We start from the raw sequence: 16,764 nt of genomic DNA, 5'->3' as shown, positions 1-16,764 counted from the left end.
CCAGGGAGTCGTTATTGTTGGTTTTCATGCCTCGGCACCCGCGAGCACACGCAGATGCTGATCGGTATCGACGTTGCGCCCACTGACCACCACGACGACCGGGCCGCGAGGTTCGATCAGGCCATCGAGCAGCGCAGCGATGCCCACGACCGCCGCCCCTTCAAGCACCAGGCGTTCTTCGCGATAGGCATGACGCAGGGCATTGGCGATGGAGCCTTCGCTGAGCAGATGCACGTGATCGCAGGTGTCGCGGGTCATGTTGAAGGTGTAACGGTTGTCCAGGCCGATACCACCGCCGAGGGAGTCGGCCAGGGTCGGCAGCTCTTCGACCTCCACCGGGCGCCCGGCAGCGAGACTGGCGTGCATTGCCGCGCCGCGCTGCATGCAGATGCCGTGGGTGATGATCTGCGGGTTGGCACTTTTCAGCGCCAGCGCCACGCCGGCGAACAGGCCACCGCCGGACAGCGGCACCAGCACCTGGGCGACGCCCGGTTGCTGTTCGAGAATTTCCAGCCCCAACGTGCCCTGCCCTGCAATGATCGCCGGGTGATCGAACGGCGGCAGCAGCGTGGCGCCCTGTTCGGCGGCAATCCGCTCGGCTTCACGCTGGGCGTCGTCCTGGGAATGGCCGACGATGCACACGTGCGCACCGAGATCACGTATGGCCTGGACCTTGTTGTCCGGCACCAGTCGCGACAGACAGATCGTGGCCTTCACGCCTAGTCGAGATGCGGCGTAAGCCAACGCCCGTCCATGGTTGCCAGTGGATGCGGCGACCACGCCTCGGGTTTTCTGTTCGGCGCTGAGCTGTGCCACGGCATTGCTTGCACCACGCAACTTGAAGCTGCCGGTGACCTGCTGGGATTCGAGCTTGAGATAGACCGGCGCACCCAACAGCCGGGACAGGCTGGGCGAATGCTCCATGGGCGTACACCGCACCAGCGCTTCGATACGCTGACGCGCGAGGTAAACATCGTTGAGCTGTAGCACTGACATGACCGCGTCCCGATGAGGTGTTGGGCGCAGTCTAAGAGGGCAGGATTGTCACACTGAATGTACTAGGGCAATTTAGCCGACAAATTTTTATTGTTCAAAAATCATGGATCCGAGGGTATTGGCCGAAGATTTCGCGCATGTTGATCAAGGCTTCGCGTGCTTCTTCGTCGCTGCATTCCGCGCCCACACACACGCGAACCGCACGGGCCTTGGGCGTGCCACGCACGGTGAACGGGTCCGGTGAGGTCACGGCGATATGCCGATGACGCAGGGCACGCACCAGGCTGTCGACCTCCCAGTGCGGCGGAATACCGATCCAGGCATTCAGCGCATGTGCGTGTTGGCCCAGCACGTACTCCCCCAGGTACTCGGTGACCATCGCCTGGCGCACCGACAGCATTTTTCGTTGCAGGCGCAGCAGCGTGTCGGCACGCCCATCGCGAATCCAGCGCGTGGCGATTTCCGAGACCATCGGCGTGCCCATCCAGCTGTTGACCCGCAGGATGCTCTCGGTGCGCAGGGCCAGTCGTTTGGGCATCACCAGAAACCCCACGCGCAATCCGGTCAGCACCGATTTGGTCATGCTGGTGCAGTAGAAGGACAGTTCCGGCAGATAGTGGCTGATCGGCGGGGCGTGCCGTTCTTCGAGCAACGGGCCATACACGTCATCCTCGATGATGTGCACGCCGAAGCGCCGGGCGATCTCGGCGATTTCCCGGCGGCGACTGTCCGGCATCAGCGTGGTGGTCGGGTTGTTGAGGTTCGGCGTGCACACCAGCGCAGTGATGCGTTCATTGCTGCACATGTCCTCGAAGTGTTCCGGATCAATGCCAAAGCGGTCCATCTCCAGGCCTTTGAGGGTGAACCCCAACACCTGGGAATTGCCGATTACCCCATGGTCGGTGCTGCCTTCACACAGCACCACATCGTCGGGCCCGGCGAGCGACGCCAGGGCGAGAAATATGCCGTGGGCGGCGCCGTTGGTGATCAGGATATCGTCGCGTTCGACCTTGAGACCCTGGCGCCCGATCCAGTGCATCGCCGCTTCGCGGTGCGATTCGAAACCGGCAATCGGGCGAAACGCGTGGATCCACGGTTGATCTTCTTCGGTGCTGAGTTCCCGGCAGGTGTCGCGCCAGAACTGGTCGTGCTCGCGGGTGTGCAGGATGCGCGCAATGGAAAAGTCCACCAGCGCCCGCTCGGGGCTGTCGAGGATGTAAGTGGCCACCCGGTCGCTCATGCGCCGGGATACAAAACTGCCGCGCCCGACTTCGCAGCGCACCAGGCCCTGGCGCTCCAGCTCCTTGTAGGCGTTGGTCACCGTCTGCACGCTGATGCCCATGGCATCGGCCACATTGCGCTGCGGCGGCAGCCGCTGATCGTTGGCCAACACGCCCTGCTCTATATCGGCGGCGATGGCCTGCACCAGGATCTTGTATTTGGATTCGCCGCTGCGGGCGACATCCAGGGCTGCTTTCCACTTATTCATCAACGCTGAAACCCGCGTGATTGACCGTGTCGACAGCATCTCCCGAGAATCTGTGCAAAGCAATTGTCCTAGTGCAATGCAATGTGGTGCAGGGCTTTTGTATGCTCGGTCCAAGGTCGATGCACGGGCTTGTCAGCAGGTCCGCAAAATAAAACCAATCGACCTGTACCGGCGCGGTGTCCAAACCCTGGCATCGACGCTCGTACGCTTTGCTCTTGTCACACTGCCTCCTAACACAGAGCCGTCAACGACGGGTCCACAAGAAACAGGAGATTTTATCGATGAGCAATTCCCTTTCCCGCAACTCCCATGCTTTACGCCGCCTGTTCGTGGCCTGCGCACTGTTTGGCCTGGCCGCGGGCGCCCATGCCGCGACGACCCTGGAAAACATCACCAAGAACAGCAGTATCCGCATCGGTTACGCCAATGAAACGCCCTTTGCCTTTACCGAGACCGATGGCCGGGTAACCGGAGAATCTCCGGAAATCGCCAAAGTCATCTTCGCCAAGATGGGCATCAAGCAGGTCAACGGCGTGTTGACCGAGTGGGGTTCATTGATTCCGGGTCTGCGCGCCGGTCGTTTCGACGTGATCGCCGCCGGCATGTACATCACGCCGGAGCGCTGCAAACAGGTGATCTTCACCGACCCTCAATACCAGTTGCCCGACGCCCTGCTGACCGCCAAAGGCAATCCGAAGAACCTGCACAGCTATGAGGACATTGCCAAAAATCCGGACGTGAAACTGGCGATCATGGCCGGCACGGTCAACCTCAAATACGCGCGGGACTCTGGCGTGAAAGATGCGCAGATCCTCCAGGTGCCCGACACCACCGCCCAGTTGCAGGCCGTGCGCGCCGGCCGCGCTGACGCAGCAGTGGGCACCCAACTGACCATGAAAGGCCTGGCGGCCAAGGGCGGCGAAAAAGTCGAAGCGGTCACCGAGTTCAAGGACGACCCGTCGCACACCGGCTACGGTGCGCTGGCCTTCCGCCCCGAAGACAAGGACTTGCGCGATGCGGTCAACGCTGAGCTGAAAAAATGGCTGGGCTCCGAAGAACACCTCAAGACGGTCGCGCCCTTTGGCTTCGACAAATCCAACGTGACAAGCAAAACGGCTGCCGAGCTCTGCGCTCAATAGCCGAAACAGGCATGGCGCTGCGGCGCGATGCCTATTTCCCTGCTTAATCGGGATGTTGAACCATGGGTGAATTACTTCCGCTATTGATACAAGGCGCCTGGGTCACGCTCCAGGTGACCTTCTTCGGTTCGGTGCTGGCGATTGTCGCCGCCATTCTGGCCGCGCTCGGGCGCATGTCCTCGTGGCGACTGCTGAGCTGGTTTTCGGTGGCCTACATCGAAGTGTTCCGCGGTACTTCGTTGCTGGTGCAACTGTTCTGGTTGTTCTTCGTGTTGCCATTGCCACCGTTCAACATCGAACTGAGCCCTTATGCCGTGGCGATCGTTGGACTGGGCCTGCACATTGGCGCCTATGGCGCGGAGGTGATGCGCGGTGCGATCAGTTCCGTGGCCAAGGGTCAGTACGAAGCGGCCACTGCGCTGAACTTCAGTGGTTACAAGCGCTTTCGCCGAATCATTCTGCCCCAGGCATTGCTGGCTGCGATCCCTCCCGGCACCAACCTGTTGATCGAACTGCTGAAGAACACTTCACTGGTGTCGCTGATCACCCTGTCCGACCTGAGCTTTCGCGCTCGGCAACTGGATCAGGCCACCTTCCAGACCCTGGAAATCTTCAGCCTGGCGCTGGTGATGTATTTCATCCTCGCCCAGGCCATCAACCTCGGCATGCGCGCCATTGAGCGTCGTCTGGCTCGCGGCCGGATGCGTGGAGGTCTGTCATGACCCTGTTCGACTGGACCTACGCCTGGCAGATTCTTCCCGACCTGCTGCGCGCCTCGCTCAACACCGTGGGCATTACCCTGATCGGCTTTCTGATCGCCATCGTGCTGGGGCTGTTTCTCGCCATCGGCCGGCGCAGCCGCCTGTACTGGGTATCGTGGCCGATTGCCGGGATCATCGAGTTCATCCGCAGCACGCCGCTGCTCATCCAGGTGTATTTCCTCTACTACGTGCTGCCCAATTACGGGGTGAGCCTGTCGGCCATGCAAGTGGGGATCATCGGTATCGGTGTGCATTACGCCTGCTATATCGCCGAGGTCTATCGCGGTGGGCTGGATGCCGTTCCACGGGCGCAATGGGAAGCTGTCACGGCGCTGAACATCGCGCCGTACAGTGCCTACCGCAACATCATCCTGCCCCAGGCGTTGCGGCCGATCCTGCCACCGCTGGGCAACTACCTGGTGGCGATGCTCAAGGACACGCCAGTGCTGTCGGCCATCACCGTGGTCGAAATCATGCAGCAGGCCAAGAACATCGGCTCAGAGAACTTCCGTTACCTGGAACCGATCACCATGGTCGGCCTGTTTTTCCTCGCCCTGAGCATCGCCCTGGCTTATCTGGTACGGCGCCTCGAACTGCGCCTGGAGCTACGCTAATGACTTCTCCACTCTCGACTTCCCACGACCTTTCCCGGCGCGGCAACCTGACACCGCTGCATCCGCAGGAGGCCACGGCCATGCATCAACCGCAAGCGGTCAAGCCGATTGTCAGCTTCCAGGACGTCACCAAGAGTTACGGCAACTTCACCGTACTCGACCACTTGAACCTGGATGTCACGCCGGGTGAAAAAGTCGCGATCATCGGCCCCAGCGGTTCGGGCAAGTCCACGCTGTTGCGGGTGCTCATGACCCTCGAGGGCATCGATGACGGGGTGATCCGCGTCGAAGACGACCTTCTGACCCACATGCCCAATCGCAATGGGGTGCTGGTGCCCGCCAATGACCGGCACATACGCCGGGTACGCGGCAAAATCGGCATGGTGTTCCAGAGCTTCAACCTGTTCCCGCACATGACCGCGTTACAAAACGTGATCGAGGCACCCGTGCAGGTGCTGGGCATGAAGTCGGCTGAAGCACGCGAGCGTGCGGCGGACTTGCTCGAGCTGGTGGGACTGGGCAGTAAGCTGGGCCATTACCCCTCACAGCTTTCCGGCGGCCAGCAGCAACGGGTCGCCATTGCCCGGGCACTGGCGATGCGGCCCAAAGTCATGCTGTTTGACGAAGTGACCTCGGCGCTGGACCCGGAACTGTGTGGCGAAGTGCTCAACGTGATCCGCAAGCTCGGCGCCGAACACAACCTGACGATGCTGATGGTCACCCACCAGATGGGCTTCGCCCGCGAGTTCGCTGACCGGGTGTGCTTTTTCTACAAGGGGCAGATCCACGAACAGGGCACCCCGGCGCAGATCTTCGAGCATCCGCAGCAGGAAAGGACCTGTGCGTTTCTGAGTGCGGTGAAGGAGGCTAATTAAGCGGTTGGCCGACGATGGGGCCGTCAAATTTCACACAAAAAAAAGCCCGATCATCAGATCGGGCTTTTTCATTGAGCCAGGTATTACGGGTACTGCTGAACATTCCCCTGTTGCTGACCACCATACTGCTGACCCGGAATCGCCTTGAGATTGACCTCCACACGACGGTTCTGCGCGCGGCCATTGACGTCGGCGTTGCTGGCCACCGGGTTATCCGGGCCAGCACCACGGGCGCTCAGGTTTGCACCACTGACGCCTTGCGAGGTCAGGTAGGTCGCGACGCTCTGGGCGCGGCGCTGGGACAGGTCCATGTTGTGCTGGCGGCTGCCGGTGCTGTCGGTGTAGCCGACGATTTCGATCTGGTTCTGGTTGAACTCTTTCAGCGAGCCCGCCAGGTTGTTCAGCGGCTGGTAGAAGCTGGGCGCAATGTTCGCCGAATCGGTGGCGAAGGTAATGTTGCCCGGCATGATCAGCTTGATCTGGTCGCCCTGACGCTGCACTTCAACCCCGGTGTTGGCCATGCTGGCGCGCAGTTTTTTCTCCTGCTGGTCGGCGTAGTAACCGTAACCGGCAGCGGAAGCCCCCACCACGGCGGCGCCGATCAGCGCACCCTTGCCACGGTTGTTGTGATCGATAGCAGCGCCTGCGAGTGCACCGGCCAGTGCGCCGAGGCCGCCGTATTTCGCGGTTTTGCTCATGCCTGCGGAGCCGCCGTCAGCCTGACCCTGGTTGTCGTACGGGTTGGGCGAGGCGCAGCCAGACAGCAAGGCCACAGCGGTAGCGACGATAATCAAACGCTGTTTGGTGAACATGGAAAGCTCCTGGATTTGGCATTCTGTGGTGCAAACGGACATCGGCCTTTGCGGGCGTTGGATCATTTTGCCAGCAGAAAATTCCGTAGCAGCCCCTTATGCGCGCACAAAAGGGTTGTCGCGCATTTCATCACCCAGTCGTGTGTCCGGACCGTGGCCGGTGACCACCGTCGCGTCTTCGTTCAGGGTGTACAAACGCTGTTTGATCGAACGCACGATGGTCGCCTGGTCGCCGCCCCACAAATCCGTGCGGCCGACACCACGACGGAACAACGTATCACCGGCAATCAGCAGTTTAGCCTCTGAAAACCAGAAACTCATGGACCCCGGCGTATGGCCCGGGGTGTGCAGTGCCACGCCGCAGCCGCAGGCAAGCTCTTCGTCATCGGCCAGCCAGCGGTCGGGCGAAGGCACCGGGGTGTAGGGCACACCGAACATCTGGCATTGCATTTCCAGATTATCCCAGAGGAACTGATCCTCTTTGTGCAGGTGCAGGGTCGCGCCGGTCTTTTCCTTCAATTGCCCGGAGGCCAGGAAATGATCAAGGTGCGCGTGGGTGTGGATGATGCTCACCACTTTCAGGCCCAGGGCATCGAGTCGCGCGAGGATCAACTCATGATTGCCCCCCGGATCGACCACAATGGCCTTTTTCGTCACCGGATCGCCGATGATCGTGCAGTTGCACTGCAACGGGCCGACGGGGAAGGTTTCTCGGATAAGCGTTTGCTTTGGGGCGTCCATGGGTCTTCCTGAAAAACTGGCTCGGGCGTGACAGCCACCATGCTTGCTTCAAATGCAGGCAGTACACGAAGACAAGGCGTTTGCTGCCACTGTCGAGAGGGCACGCCAAGCTTACCTCAACGGGCTGAAAATGCGCTTCGGATTACCGTTCGGTCCTCCTGCTAGAGAATCTGAAGCTGAAGGTGTTCTTCACGCTCGCCACGGCCACCGCCTGGCCATTCATTGTTTTGGGTTGATAACGAAAGGTCTTGGCCGCCGCCATTGAAGGTTTGACGAGCAGCGGATGGCATTCGACCAGTACGCCACGGTGCATTCACCTTCGAGTCGCCAGCAAGCCCCCCGATCGAAAAGAGCCTTGCGGGAAATGAAAAAGAATCTAAACTTGAATTACTATCAAACGTATTTGATAGTCATTCAATAAATGGAGTTTTACATGGACGCAAACTTTACCGACCCGCTTTCTGAGGCTTTCACTCAAGCTCGTAATGGGGTCACCTTCAGTGATGCCCTCCCCAAGTCACTGCTCAAGAAGCTGTACGCCGCTCTTGCAGCAGGGTGTGTACCTATTAACCCGCTCCGTCCTCCATGTGGCTGGAACTGGTAAATCGGCAAGTACAAGGCCCTCCTGAAAAAGGGGGCTTCTACGTTAAGGACAACGTATGCATATATGGTCGATCAACGAGCCAGTTCCGACCCATTCGCCAAGATTTGTAAGCGCCAGCTGCGACGGCGTGATGCCCTATCTGCGGATTTTCCTGACTGCGCCGCACCCTCACAGAAAAGGCGTGATGTGCCCCTTCATGCCCAAGGCACTGACGGACAACAATATACATCTCACCTATTTCGAGACTCATAACTCGGATGGTCAATTGCTTGAGCTGATTCGCAGCTGCGTGGCCTTCTACAAGCAGCGGAGTAACCCGTCGTTTGGAGCAGTGATCATACTTTTGGAAAGAGAATTTGATATCGCTCGATTGCTGCGTATCCATGTTTCCGCCAAACCTGACTGCATCAGAGAAGAGTTGATGATCGGTGCCTTATACAAAGACAGCCAAGCTCCGAGCCTCCACGCCAATAACTACTTCCCGCTCCGCACACCGAGTCCGACTTTGGTCATCCGGGACCTGACCGCCCAAGACCTCCAGTTTCTGACACCGGGTCACTATGGGATTTTCTCTAAACTGAATTTCCTGAATTCATTCATTAATAAATTCTCGGGGGCACAGTTGAAGGGCTATGCCAAAGTGAAGGTTACTGAAGCGGTGCTAATTCGTCGGCGCTATCGACTGTTACTAGGAGTCGGTGGGACCCTGTTCATATTGCTCGCTTCGCTGTGTAGCGTGTTCTGGATTTAAGTGGGGACTGTCATGCTTGGTGATTGGCGGATGGTCGCTGCATTTGGGTTTACCGTTACGCAACAGGTGCTGCTCGCGCTTTCAACGTACTGCATTGCCCAGGCGGGTCTTGCCTTGGGTGAGGGACGTGTGGAACAGGTACTGTCCTTTGTTAGTCTGTTCTTCCTGTTGGCATTGCTGGGGTATGTGGCCAGCTCAGTAGCTAGCCTGTTTGCCAATCTCGCATCGAATGCTGCTTGGCATCGATATGTGTTTTCCACACTGGTAAAGTCAACCGAAGGACTGCGCTACGCCAGTGAAAAAAATCGGAAAGCAATCTCCCAGTGGCTCGGTGGCGAAGCGCTATCAACCCTTGGCTATGCGTGTGAGTTCTATCTAGGCTATGTTTCAGTGAGCCTGAACGTGGCACTGACTCTGCTGGTCTTTTATCTCTCCATAGGTTGGCAGATCGCCCTCGTCATGGCGGCCTCATTGGCCGTTTCTCTGTTTTTCGTAATTTTGTTGCGCCATCGAATCGAACGGTCGGCAGGGGAAATGCAACATCGAAAGCTAGACGCACTCCTTACGGTCGAGTGGACTTGGGCCCTGGCGATATTCGGCAATCGAGCAATGCGTCAACAGGGTTTCACTGAGCTGGACGGCAGAACCAACGGGTATTTTGCCGAGGTCAACCGATACGTGGCGATGGAGCAAGCTGTCGCCTGTCTTCCAATCATTATCGCCACCGTATCAGTACTGCTTCTGCTTGAATATTCGAGCCTTTTTACGGTGGCCTCAATCGGTGCGCTGGTGGCTGTGCTCCCTCGCAGCTTGCAAGTCTTTGGAAGCGTTCATTCATTGAGCATCTATTTGAGCCAGTTCTATCTGGTGCAGGCGAAGCTGCGTAACCTCAAGGGATTCACGAGCACGCTGGATGCCTACGATATGGATCTAACTTCCCTTCCAGGCGTCAATGTCCATGAGACTCAAACTGCCAGGAATATTCTGCCAGCAGCGCTCAGCCAGAGACTGTCCAGTGCCGAATTCAGTGTGGGTAGGTATACCGTAACGGGCAAGAACGGCTCGGGCAAATCGACCTTTCTGAAGCTCATCAAACAAGGCATGCCTGATGCATTGCTGATGACGCCAGAGACCAGGTTTTCAAGCCAGGAGGAGGGCTTGTCGACGGGACAGTTACGGCTTCGAGAGATCGAAATCGCACTGGCGTCATCTGCCCCACTCCTTCTACTGGATGAGTGGGACGCCAACCTGGATAACGAAAACTGCGACGCAATCGATTCCCTGCTTGATAGAGCCGCAAAACGAATCATCATCGTGGAAGTGCGTCACGTTCGGCAAAGTCGGGCAGTGCCGCACTCTTGAACGATTTTCGCATCCCCAAGTTTCAGTGGATTCAGTAGACGCTTAATCCAACACCCCCAACTCCTTGGCCCGTGCCACGGCCTGGGTGCGCCGCTCGACCCCCAGCTTGCTGTTGATGTGGCTGGCGTGGGTTTTCACCGTGTGCAGGGAAATGAACAACTGATCGCTGATCTCCTGGTTCGAGCAACCCTGGGCGATGAGTTTGAGCACCGCCAGTTCACGTGAGCTGAGCTGTTCGCAGGGGGCATCCACACAATGCCGGGGGACGGCGGCAGGCAGTTGCGCCAACAGGCCTGGCGAAACTTTGGCGGTCGCGCTGTGCTGTAGCTGGTCGCGCAGCCAGTCAGGGTGTTTTTTCAACAAACTGTCGAAAGGTTGCAACGCCCCACCGTTGGCCGCCTCAAGCGCCTGGACGAACGCTTGTCGGGCTTGAGGTTCGCGGCCGGTATCGAGCAGCAATTCGATGTGTTGTGTCAGCGCCAGGGTGCTGAGTAATTGGTGACCGGTTTGCTCGCCACGCTCAAGCAGGGCGTGTAAACGACCCTCGGCGAGCATTGGCTGCCCCTGGATGACCTCCAGCAAAGCCTGCTGCAATTCGATGTGCAGCGGCAGTTGTGGATGAAACTCCGGCGGCGCCGCCGGCTGTTCGCCGTTGTAGGTCTGACCCAGGCGGGCGAGCCAGGCTTCGGCCAGATCGGTACGCCCCTGCGCCAGCCAGAGCTCGCATTTGACCAGGGTGATCATCGCCAGGTAGTAGATCGGCGGCACGTCCCAGATGTGCATCAGACGCTCGGCTTCGGCCAATTCGGCGAAAGCCTTGGCGAATTCACCGCTGCGGCCTTCGATCCGGGCAATTACGCAGTGGCCGATCAACACGCTGATGTCGCGACAGGCACGGGCTTCGCTCAAGCCCGCCTGCAAACGCTGGCGCGCGGCTTGGGGTTGCAGGCGCAGCGCCAGTAGAAACCCTTCGTACAACGTCAGTCGCGCCCTGACTGCATACAACCGCTGCGGCGACAGACCTTGCAGGCGTTGCAGCCCCTGGCGGACTTCTTCCAGCGAACGCAGGATTTCGCCCCGGGCCTGCAACACTCGGGCGCGGTCGTAATGGGCCAAGGCTTCGAACAGCGGATTGCCGACCCGCTGCGCCAGTTCCAGCGATTCGCGGTTCAGGCCGCGAGCGCGCCACAGGTCACTGTCGGCTATCGCCAGGTTGGACAGGGTCGACAGACACATCAGGCGCTGGCCATAACGCTTGGCGGGAAGACTCTCCAACGCCTCCGTGCAGTAGAGCAACGTCAACTCCCGGTTGCCGCGTCCACGGGCGATGATCCCGCTCAAGGCCAACCATTGCGCAAGCATGGATTTCTGCGCGGTGGCCGACGGCGCTGGCAGGAAACGGCTCAGGTGGCTGGCCAGCTCTTCGGCCGCGTCCAGTTGACAGGCCAGCCCCAACGCCCAGCTGTAGAGCACGATCAGCCGTGGCGTGCTGATCAGCAGGCTGTCGGGCAAGTCCATTTTCCAGCGCAGCAACATGCCGACATTCTGCTCGGCCAACAGTTGTTCTTCGGAAAGGTTTTGCACAAGGTTCGCCGCGACGTCCAGGTGACCGGCACGCAAGGCCTGCTCCACGGCTTCATCGAGCAACCCCTGGGCGTTGAACCAGCGACAGGCCCGCAAGTGCAGGCTGGCCGCCGGAACAATGGCCTGTCGGGTCGGACGGGTGCGCAGCAGGTCGGAGAACAGGTGGTGATAGCGGAACCAGTGACCGTGTTCGTCCAGTGGCACCAGGAACACCTGGTGAGCGAGCAGAAAACGCAGGATTTCGGCGCTGTCATGGGCTTCGCGAATGGCGTCGCACAGTTCGCTGCAAAAACGCTCCTGGGGCGCCGTGTCGTACAGAAATGCCTGGACCTCGGCGGGCAGGCAGTCGATGACTTCTTCGAGCAGGTAATCGCGAATCAGCCCTTCCCCGCCATTCAGCGATTGCGGCAACGCACCTTCGGAGCCGGCCTCGGAAGCCGCCAGCAACCAGAACCGCAAGCCGGCGACCCAGCCTTCGCTGCGCTGGATCAGGTTCTCCAGCGCTTCGCCGCGCAGGGAGGTGCTGTGTCGATCGAGCAACGTAGAGGCTTCGTCGTATGTCAGGCGCAGGTCTTGCTCGTGCAGTTCAAGTAACTGGCGGGACAGGCGCAGGCGCGCCAGATGCCAGTCCGGACGCTGGCGGCTGGTGACCATGACCAGCAGGCCGTCGGGAAGATGATTGAGGAAAAACTGCAGGCAGCGATCGAGCACCGGACCCTGGACCAGATGGTAGTCGTCAAGGACCAGCAGCAGCGGCGCGGTGGGCAGCAGGTGCATCGCCAACTCGTCCAGCAGGCCATCCAGCCATTCCTCGAAGGCGAAGGGTTGGTGGCGCTGGCGCATTTTCAACAGGCCGAGGGACTGGCGACCCAACTGCGGAAAAAAGTCCTGCAGGCCTTCGAGCAATCGTTCAAGAAACCGGCCCGGGTCGTTGTCCCGTGGGCTCAACCCCAGCCACAGGCTTTGCCAGTGCTCGGGCAACCCCTGGCAGAACTCCACGGCCAGCGAACTCTTGCCAAACCCCGCCGGCGCAGACACCAGCAACAACCTGCCACCGAGCCCGGCGCTTAAACGCTCGCATAAACGCGGCCGCAGGACGTAGCCGTCAGGCAACGGCGGGCGGAAAAAGCGTCCGTCCAACGTCGCGACGGAAACGCTGGCAGGGCCCGGGATGGGGGACAGATCAGTCATGGCCGGCTCTTGTTTGGATTGCGGGTGGCGGCGTTGCAGATTTTTGCAGACTAGCGGTAAACGCGCAGGGAATGAAGGTTATTGCTACAAATGGCTACAAAAAGTCTACGAAGGCGGGATGAAGTTTCTTTGAACCTGTAGGAGCGAGCACGCTCGCGATGGTAGTCCAAACAACGCGGGGAATCAGTTAGCCAGCGTTATCGTTGACGACCATCGCGAGCGTGCTCGCTCCTACAGAGGAATGGTGTAAGCAAAAAAAAACCCGAACAAGTCGGGTTTTTTTTCGAGGATGCGGCCTCTTCAGTGAAGGTTAGCGAACCCCTTCCTGACGCAATGCAGCGGGGGTGAAGTCGCTGGTATTGGCGGTGAAACCGAAGTCATACGCCTGCTTCTCTTCGTTTTTCATGCCCAGAGCCAGGTAACGGCCCGATTGCAGGTCGTACAGGGTTTCCAGGGCGTACCACGGCACTTGCTTGTCGTAGTAGTTCTCGGCATGCGCCTCGGCTACGCGCCACAGTTGGCCACGACCGTCGTAGTGGTCAATGACCGCCGCTTGCCAGGTGTCTTCATCGATGTAGAAGTCACGCTTGGCGTAGATGTGGCGCTGGCCGTCCTTCAGGGTGGCGACCACATGCCAGACACGGCGCAGCTCGTAACGCGCCAGGTCCTGGTTGATGTGCCCGGCCTTGAGGATGTCCGCATACTTCAATGTCGGATCGTCGAGTTTGTAGCTGTCGGAGGCGATGTACATCTCTTTCTTGCCTTCGAGCTTCCAGTCGTAACGATCCGGTGCACCGTTGTACATGTCCAGGTTGTCGGAGGTGCGCAAGCCATCGGCAGCGGTACCCGGCCCGTCATAGGACACTTGCGGTGCCCGGCGCACACGACGTTGCCCGGCGTTGTAAACCCAGGCCGCCCGCGGCTCCTTCACCTGGTCGAGGGTTTCGTGAACCAGCAGTACACCACCGGCCAGACGTGCAGGCGCCGTCACTTTCTGCTTGAAGTAGAACAGGATGTTGCCCGGGTTGGCTGGATCGTAGTCCTTCATCTTGTCACGGAACACGAACTGATCCTGGAAGTACACCAGGCTGAAGGAACCATTCGCCTGAGGCGTGGCCTGGGTGACCAGTCGAGTCACGCTGCCGCCACGGTAGCGGGTGATGTGGTTCCAGATCACCTCGACACCGCTCTGCGGAATCGGGAACGGCACAGCGGTCTCGAAGTTTTCCAGACCGTTGCCGCCACCGACCAGCTTGGTATTGGTGGCGTTTTTCTTGATGGCGGCGAACACGTCATCCGGCACCGTGGCACCGCGATGGGACGTATACACCGGCATCTTGAAGCTGTCCGGGTAACGCTTGAACATCGCGTACTGACCCGGTGCCAGCTTGTCCTTGTACTGATCGACGTTCTGCGCGGTGATGGTGAACAGCGGTTTTTCACTGGCGAACGGGTTGGACAGGAAACCTTTGCTGTCGACGCTGCCAGCGTTCTTCGCCATTGGCTTCCAGGCCGGGATCGAACCGTCGGCATTACCCGCCATTTCGGCGCCCATCGGCGTCAGGCTCTTGCCCAGCTTGTCCGCTTCGGCCGCCGGGACCGCAGCCATCACGCTGGAGGCCAGCAGTGTCAGCCCCAGAACACCAACGTGGAACAGACTCTTTGTTGTTTTCATAAGTGTGTTCGTCCTGAAAATGCAGTGCTTAGAAGTTCACGCCGAAGCTGAGCGCAACGAAGTCGCGGTCGTCCACGGTGGTGTACTTGCCGTCGAAGAAGTTGGTGTAGGCCAACGACGCGGTGTAGGTGTTCTGATACTCGGCGTCCAGACCCAGGCTGACCGCCTTGCGGCCTTCCTCGAAGTTGCCGCCAGGGCCAGGCGAGTAACCGTCGACGTCATGCTGCCAGGCGATGTTTGGCTTGAGGTTCACACCGGCAAACACGTCGTTGTATTCCCAGATGGCCCGTGCACGGTAGCCCCAGGAATCCGTCGTGGTGAAACCGTCGTTTTCGCAGTAACGGCTGACGTTGTTTTGCGGGCCACCGGCCAGGGTAGACGCGTTCAACGCCTGGCACTGACCGCCTGGCAATGGACCAGGGCCGTAGCTCGGGTCACGACCGTAACGGGCTTTGGAGGTGCTTTCCAGGCCACCGACGTGAGTCCAGCCCACCTCGCCCACCAATGTCAGGCGCTCGGCGCCCATCACTTGGTCGAAGAAGTGGGTGAAGGTGGTTTGCAGCTGGCTGACTTCCTTGCGGCGATAGCCGTGCTGATCCGTATTCGGGCGGCCTTGCAGTACGGACACGCGCGGGTCCAGCGGGGTCAGGCCGGAATACAGGATGTCGGTGGTGTTGAGCTGCACCGGCGCGTTCGGACGGTAGCTGAACTCACCGCTCCACGCGGTGCCGGTAGGCAAGGTGGTGGAGAAGCTCAGGCCGTACAGGCGGATGTCTTCCGGATACTCGACGAAGTAGCTGGAGTTGCCCGCTACCTGCAATGGCAGCAACGATGGAGCCAACGCAGTTGCGGTACCAAGGGGAATACCTGAACCGACCAATGCGCCAACCAGTCCCGCGCCGTTATAGGCACTCGCCGGCGCTCCTTTGCCGCTGAAAATCGGCGCGCGGCTGTGGTAGTTCATGAAATAGGCACCGAACTCGGTGTCCAGCGGCTCGAACATGTACTTGAAGGACACGCCGAACTGGCCGCTATCGCGGGCATCCCGGTCCGGGCCACGGCGAACGATCGCGCCTTCATCCGGGCTGCCCCAGTTCACGCCGCGAGCCGCGAGCGTGTTGAGCACGGCGTTACGCGCGCCAGCTGGCAAACCCGCAGCCGCCAGCGAACTGTTGACACCGTTGCGGGTACGCAGCACAGCCAGGTTATTGTCGCACCCGTCGGCAATCACGTCCGGCTGCGAGAAGAACGTGCCGCAGTTGTCGGCGACGGTCTGGTCCCATTCGAGCTGATAGAACGCCTCGGTCGACAGGTTCTCGGTCAGGCTCTGGGACACGTAGAACATGTTGACCGGGATCAGGCCTTCCTTGATCTCGGCACCCGGGCGACGGAACGCGGACACGTCGATCGGGTTGATCGAGTTGATGCCGCCGCCGATGAAGGTACTTTCACCCCAACTGACCACTTGCTTGCCCAGACGCACGGAGCCCGGCTGATCGGCAATCGCGTAGTTGTGATAGACGAATGCGTCGAGGATCTGGCCGCCGGAGGACTTGGCGCCCTCCTTGCGGTTGCTGTCGCTGATGTCCTTGAACGGACGGCTCTCATCCTTGAGTTCAAAGTCATACCAGTATTTGCCACGGACGAAGATACCGGTGTCGCCGTATTTCAACTCAAGGTCATGGATACCCTTGAAGATCTTCGAGAAGGTGTCACCGCTCTTGAAGTTCAGGTGACCGTCGTCGGAGGTCTGCGACAGGCCACGACCACCGTTGTTGACGCCGATGAGGTTCTTGTTGGCGCTCTCGGTCGACCAACTGGCACCAATCGACAGCGACGAGTCGAACTGACCTTCGATTTCACCGATGTTGAAACTGACGCCGAATGCGGGCCCGGCGAGCGTGGAGGCAAGACTGACAGCCAGAGGCAGTTTCGCCCGGCGCCAGAACTGGTTTGCTGATGTCATCGACGCTACTCCATGTGCATTATTGTTATGGCAGTGAGTACTTTTAAAAACGCCTGGTTGACCGGGCGCCAAAGGCCTCCCGAAGTCACTCCAAAGTTGCATCGCCCCGTCTTGTGCGTGTGCCCCGTTCTTAAAAATCCTTGAGCGGACTATAGCCAGCAGGTAGTAGAGCTTGATCCCTCTAAAGTGTGATTTGAGCTGCCA

The 16,764-nt window shown here is 59.6% G+C and carries 14 protein-coding genes; 6 read left to right on the top strand and 8 right to left on the bottom strand.

Annotation, left to right across the window (positions count from 1 at the left end; translation table 11 throughout):
* Positions 1–24: 24 nt before the first annotated feature.
* Together eutB and ehuR are read right to left on the bottom strand one after the other, a co-directional pair.
* Positions 25–996, bottom strand: a complete 972-nt coding sequence (eutB, locus tag AB4N64_RS00500) for a hydroxyectoine utilization dehydratase EutB (RefSeq protein ID WP_460121015.1) — start codon at positions 994–996, stop codon at positions 25–27.
* A 94-nt stretch (positions 997–1,090) separates the two neighbouring features.
* Positions 1,091–2,485, bottom strand: a complete 1,395-nt coding sequence (gene ehuR, locus AB4N64_RS00495; protein WP_460121013.1) for a MocR-like ectoine utilization transcription factor EhuR — start codon at positions 2,483–2,485, stop codon at positions 1,091–1,093.
* Between the two features lie 281 nt (positions 2,486–2,766).
* Between ehuR and ehuB the strand changes: the two genes are divergently transcribed.
* From ehuB to ehuA, 4 genes are all read left to right on the top strand, one after another.
* Complete coding sequence (gene ehuB / locus AB4N64_RS00490; protein ID WP_460121011.1) at positions 2,767–3,624, top strand: ectoine/hydroxyectoine ABC transporter substrate-binding protein EhuB; 858 nt, start codon at positions 2,767–2,769, stop codon at positions 3,622–3,624.
* A gap of 62 nt (positions 3,625–3,686) precedes the next feature.
* On the top strand, positions 3,687–4,346 hold the full coding sequence (gene ehuC, locus AB4N64_RS00485; RefSeq protein ID WP_460121009.1) for an ectoine/hydroxyectoine ABC transporter permease subunit EhuC: 660 nt from the start codon (positions 3,687–3,689) through the stop codon (positions 4,344–4,346).
* On the top strand, positions 4,343–4,999 hold the full coding sequence (gene ehuD / locus AB4N64_RS00480; protein WP_460121007.1) for an ectoine/hydroxyectoine ABC transporter permease subunit EhuD: 657 nt from the start codon (positions 4,343–4,345) through the stop codon (positions 4,997–4,999). Before ehuC ends, ehuD begins: the two co-directional genes overlap by 4 nt.
* A gap of 80 nt (positions 5,000–5,079) precedes the next feature.
* On the top strand, positions 5,080–5,874 hold the full coding sequence (gene ehuA, locus AB4N64_RS00475) for an ectoine/hydroxyectoine ABC transporter ATP-binding protein EhuA (RefSeq protein ID WP_460126554.1): 795 nt from the start codon (positions 5,080–5,082) through the stop codon (positions 5,872–5,874).
* Between the two features lie 83 nt (positions 5,875–5,957).
* On the opposite strand, the gene AB4N64_RS00470 is transcribed toward ehuA, so the two are convergent.
* The 3 genes from AB4N64_RS00470 to AB4N64_RS00460 form a co-directional block, all read right to left on the bottom strand.
* Entirely contained in the window at positions 5,958–6,686 is a 729-nt protein-coding gene (locus AB4N64_RS00470) for an OmpA family protein (RefSeq protein WP_460121005.1), read from the bottom strand.
* Positions 6,687–6,782: 96 nt separating this feature from the next.
* Positions 6,783–7,427: an MBL fold metallo-hydrolase gene (locus AB4N64_RS00465; protein WP_460121003.1), complete on the bottom strand. Its 645-nt coding sequence runs from the start codon at positions 7,425–7,427 to the stop codon at positions 6,783–6,785.
* A gap of 142 nt (positions 7,428–7,569) precedes the next feature.
* The gene (locus tag AB4N64_RS00460) at positions 7,570–7,740 is read right to left on the bottom strand and encodes an energy transducer TonB (RefSeq protein WP_460121002.1); all 171 of its coding nucleotides are present in this window, start codon (positions 7,738–7,740) and stop codon (positions 7,570–7,572) included.
* Between the two features lie 346 nt (positions 7,741–8,086).
* On the opposite strand from AB4N64_RS00460, the gene AB4N64_RS00455 reads away from it, so the two are divergent.
* Positions 8,087–8,782 carry a DUF6875 domain-containing protein gene (locus AB4N64_RS00455; RefSeq protein WP_460121000.1) on the top strand — a complete coding sequence of 232 codons (696 nt, stop codon included), beginning with the start codon at positions 8,087–8,089 and terminating at the stop codon, positions 8,780–8,782.
* Between the two features lie 12 nt (positions 8,783–8,794).
* Entirely contained in the window at positions 8,795–10,144 is a 1,350-nt protein-coding gene (locus AB4N64_RS00450) for an ABC transporter ATP-binding protein (protein WP_460120998.1), read from the top strand.
* A 42-nt stretch (positions 10,145–10,186) separates the two neighbouring features.
* On the opposite strand, the gene AB4N64_RS00445 is transcribed toward AB4N64_RS00450, so the two are convergent.
* From AB4N64_RS00445 to AB4N64_RS00435, 3 genes are all read right to left on the bottom strand, one after another.
* Positions 10,187–12,919, bottom strand: a complete 2,733-nt coding sequence (locus AB4N64_RS00445; RefSeq protein WP_460120996.1) for a LuxR C-terminal-related transcriptional regulator — start codon at positions 12,917–12,919, stop codon at positions 10,187–10,189.
* Between the two features lie 310 nt (positions 12,920–13,229).
* Positions 13,230–14,594 (bottom strand): DUF1329 domain-containing protein, encoded by a 1,365-nt coding sequence (locus AB4N64_RS00440; RefSeq protein WP_460120994.1) that lies wholly within the window; start codon positions 14,592–14,594, stop codon positions 13,230–13,232.
* A 28-nt stretch (positions 14,595–14,622) separates the two neighbouring features.
* On the bottom strand, positions 14,623–16,560 hold the full coding sequence (locus tag AB4N64_RS00435) for a DUF1302 domain-containing protein (protein WP_460120993.1): 1,938 nt from the start codon (positions 16,558–16,560) through the stop codon (positions 14,623–14,625).
* Between the last annotated feature and the right edge of the window lie 204 nt (positions 16,561–16,764).

It is taken from the genome of Pseudomonas sp. S2_C03 (assembly GCF_054668405.1).
This window is presented reverse-complemented; position numbering and strand designations above follow the sequence as displayed.

Excerpts from the sequence above, each read along its gene's own strand:
- eutB (WP_460121015.1), bottom strand. The coding sequence starts at position 996 with ATGTCAGTGCTACAGCTCAACGATGTTTACCTCGCGCGTCAGCGTATC.
- ehuR (WP_460121013.1), bottom strand. The coding sequence starts at position 2,485 with ATGAATAAGTGGAAAGCAGCCCTGGATGTCGCCCGCAGCGGCGAATCC.
- ehuB (WP_460121011.1), top strand. The coding sequence starts at position 2,767 with ATGAGCAATTCCCTTTCCCGCAACTCCCATGCTTTACGCCGCCTGTTC.
- ehuC (WP_460121009.1), top strand. The coding sequence starts at position 3,687 with ATGGGTGAATTACTTCCGCTATTGATACAAGGCGCCTGGGTCACGCTC.
- ehuD (WP_460121007.1), top strand. The coding sequence starts at position 4,343 with ATGACCCTGTTCGACTGGACCTACGCCTGGCAGATTCTTCCCGACCTG.
- ehuA (WP_460126554.1), top strand. The coding sequence starts at position 5,080 with ATGCATCAACCGCAAGCGGTCAAGCCGATTGTCAGCTTCCAGGACGTC.
- AB4N64_RS00470 (WP_460121005.1), bottom strand. The coding sequence starts at position 6,686 with ATGTTCACCAAACAGCGTTTGATTATCGTCGCTACCGCTGTGGCCTTG.
- AB4N64_RS00465 (WP_460121003.1), bottom strand. The coding sequence starts at position 7,427 with ATGGACGCCCCAAAGCAAACGCTTATCCGAGAAACCTTCCCCGTCGGC.
- AB4N64_RS00460 (WP_460121002.1), bottom strand. The coding sequence starts at position 7,740 with ATGCACCGTGGCGTACTGGTCGAATGCCATCCGCTGCTCGTCAAACCT.
- AB4N64_RS00455 (WP_460121000.1), top strand. The coding sequence starts at position 8,087 with ATGCATATATGGTCGATCAACGAGCCAGTTCCGACCCATTCGCCAAGA.
- AB4N64_RS00450 (WP_460120998.1), top strand. The coding sequence starts at position 8,795 with ATGCTTGGTGATTGGCGGATGGTCGCTGCATTTGGGTTTACCGTTACG.
- AB4N64_RS00445 (WP_460120996.1), bottom strand. The coding sequence starts at position 12,919 with ATGACTGATCTGTCCCCCATCCCGGGCCCTGCCAGCGTTTCCGTCGCG.
- AB4N64_RS00440 (WP_460120994.1), bottom strand. The coding sequence starts at position 14,594 with ATGAAAACAACAAAGAGTCTGTTCCACGTTGGTGTTCTGGGGCTGACA.
- AB4N64_RS00435 (WP_460120993.1), bottom strand. The coding sequence starts at position 16,560 with ATGACATCAGCAAACCAGTTCTGGCGCCGGGCGAAACTGCCTCTGGCT.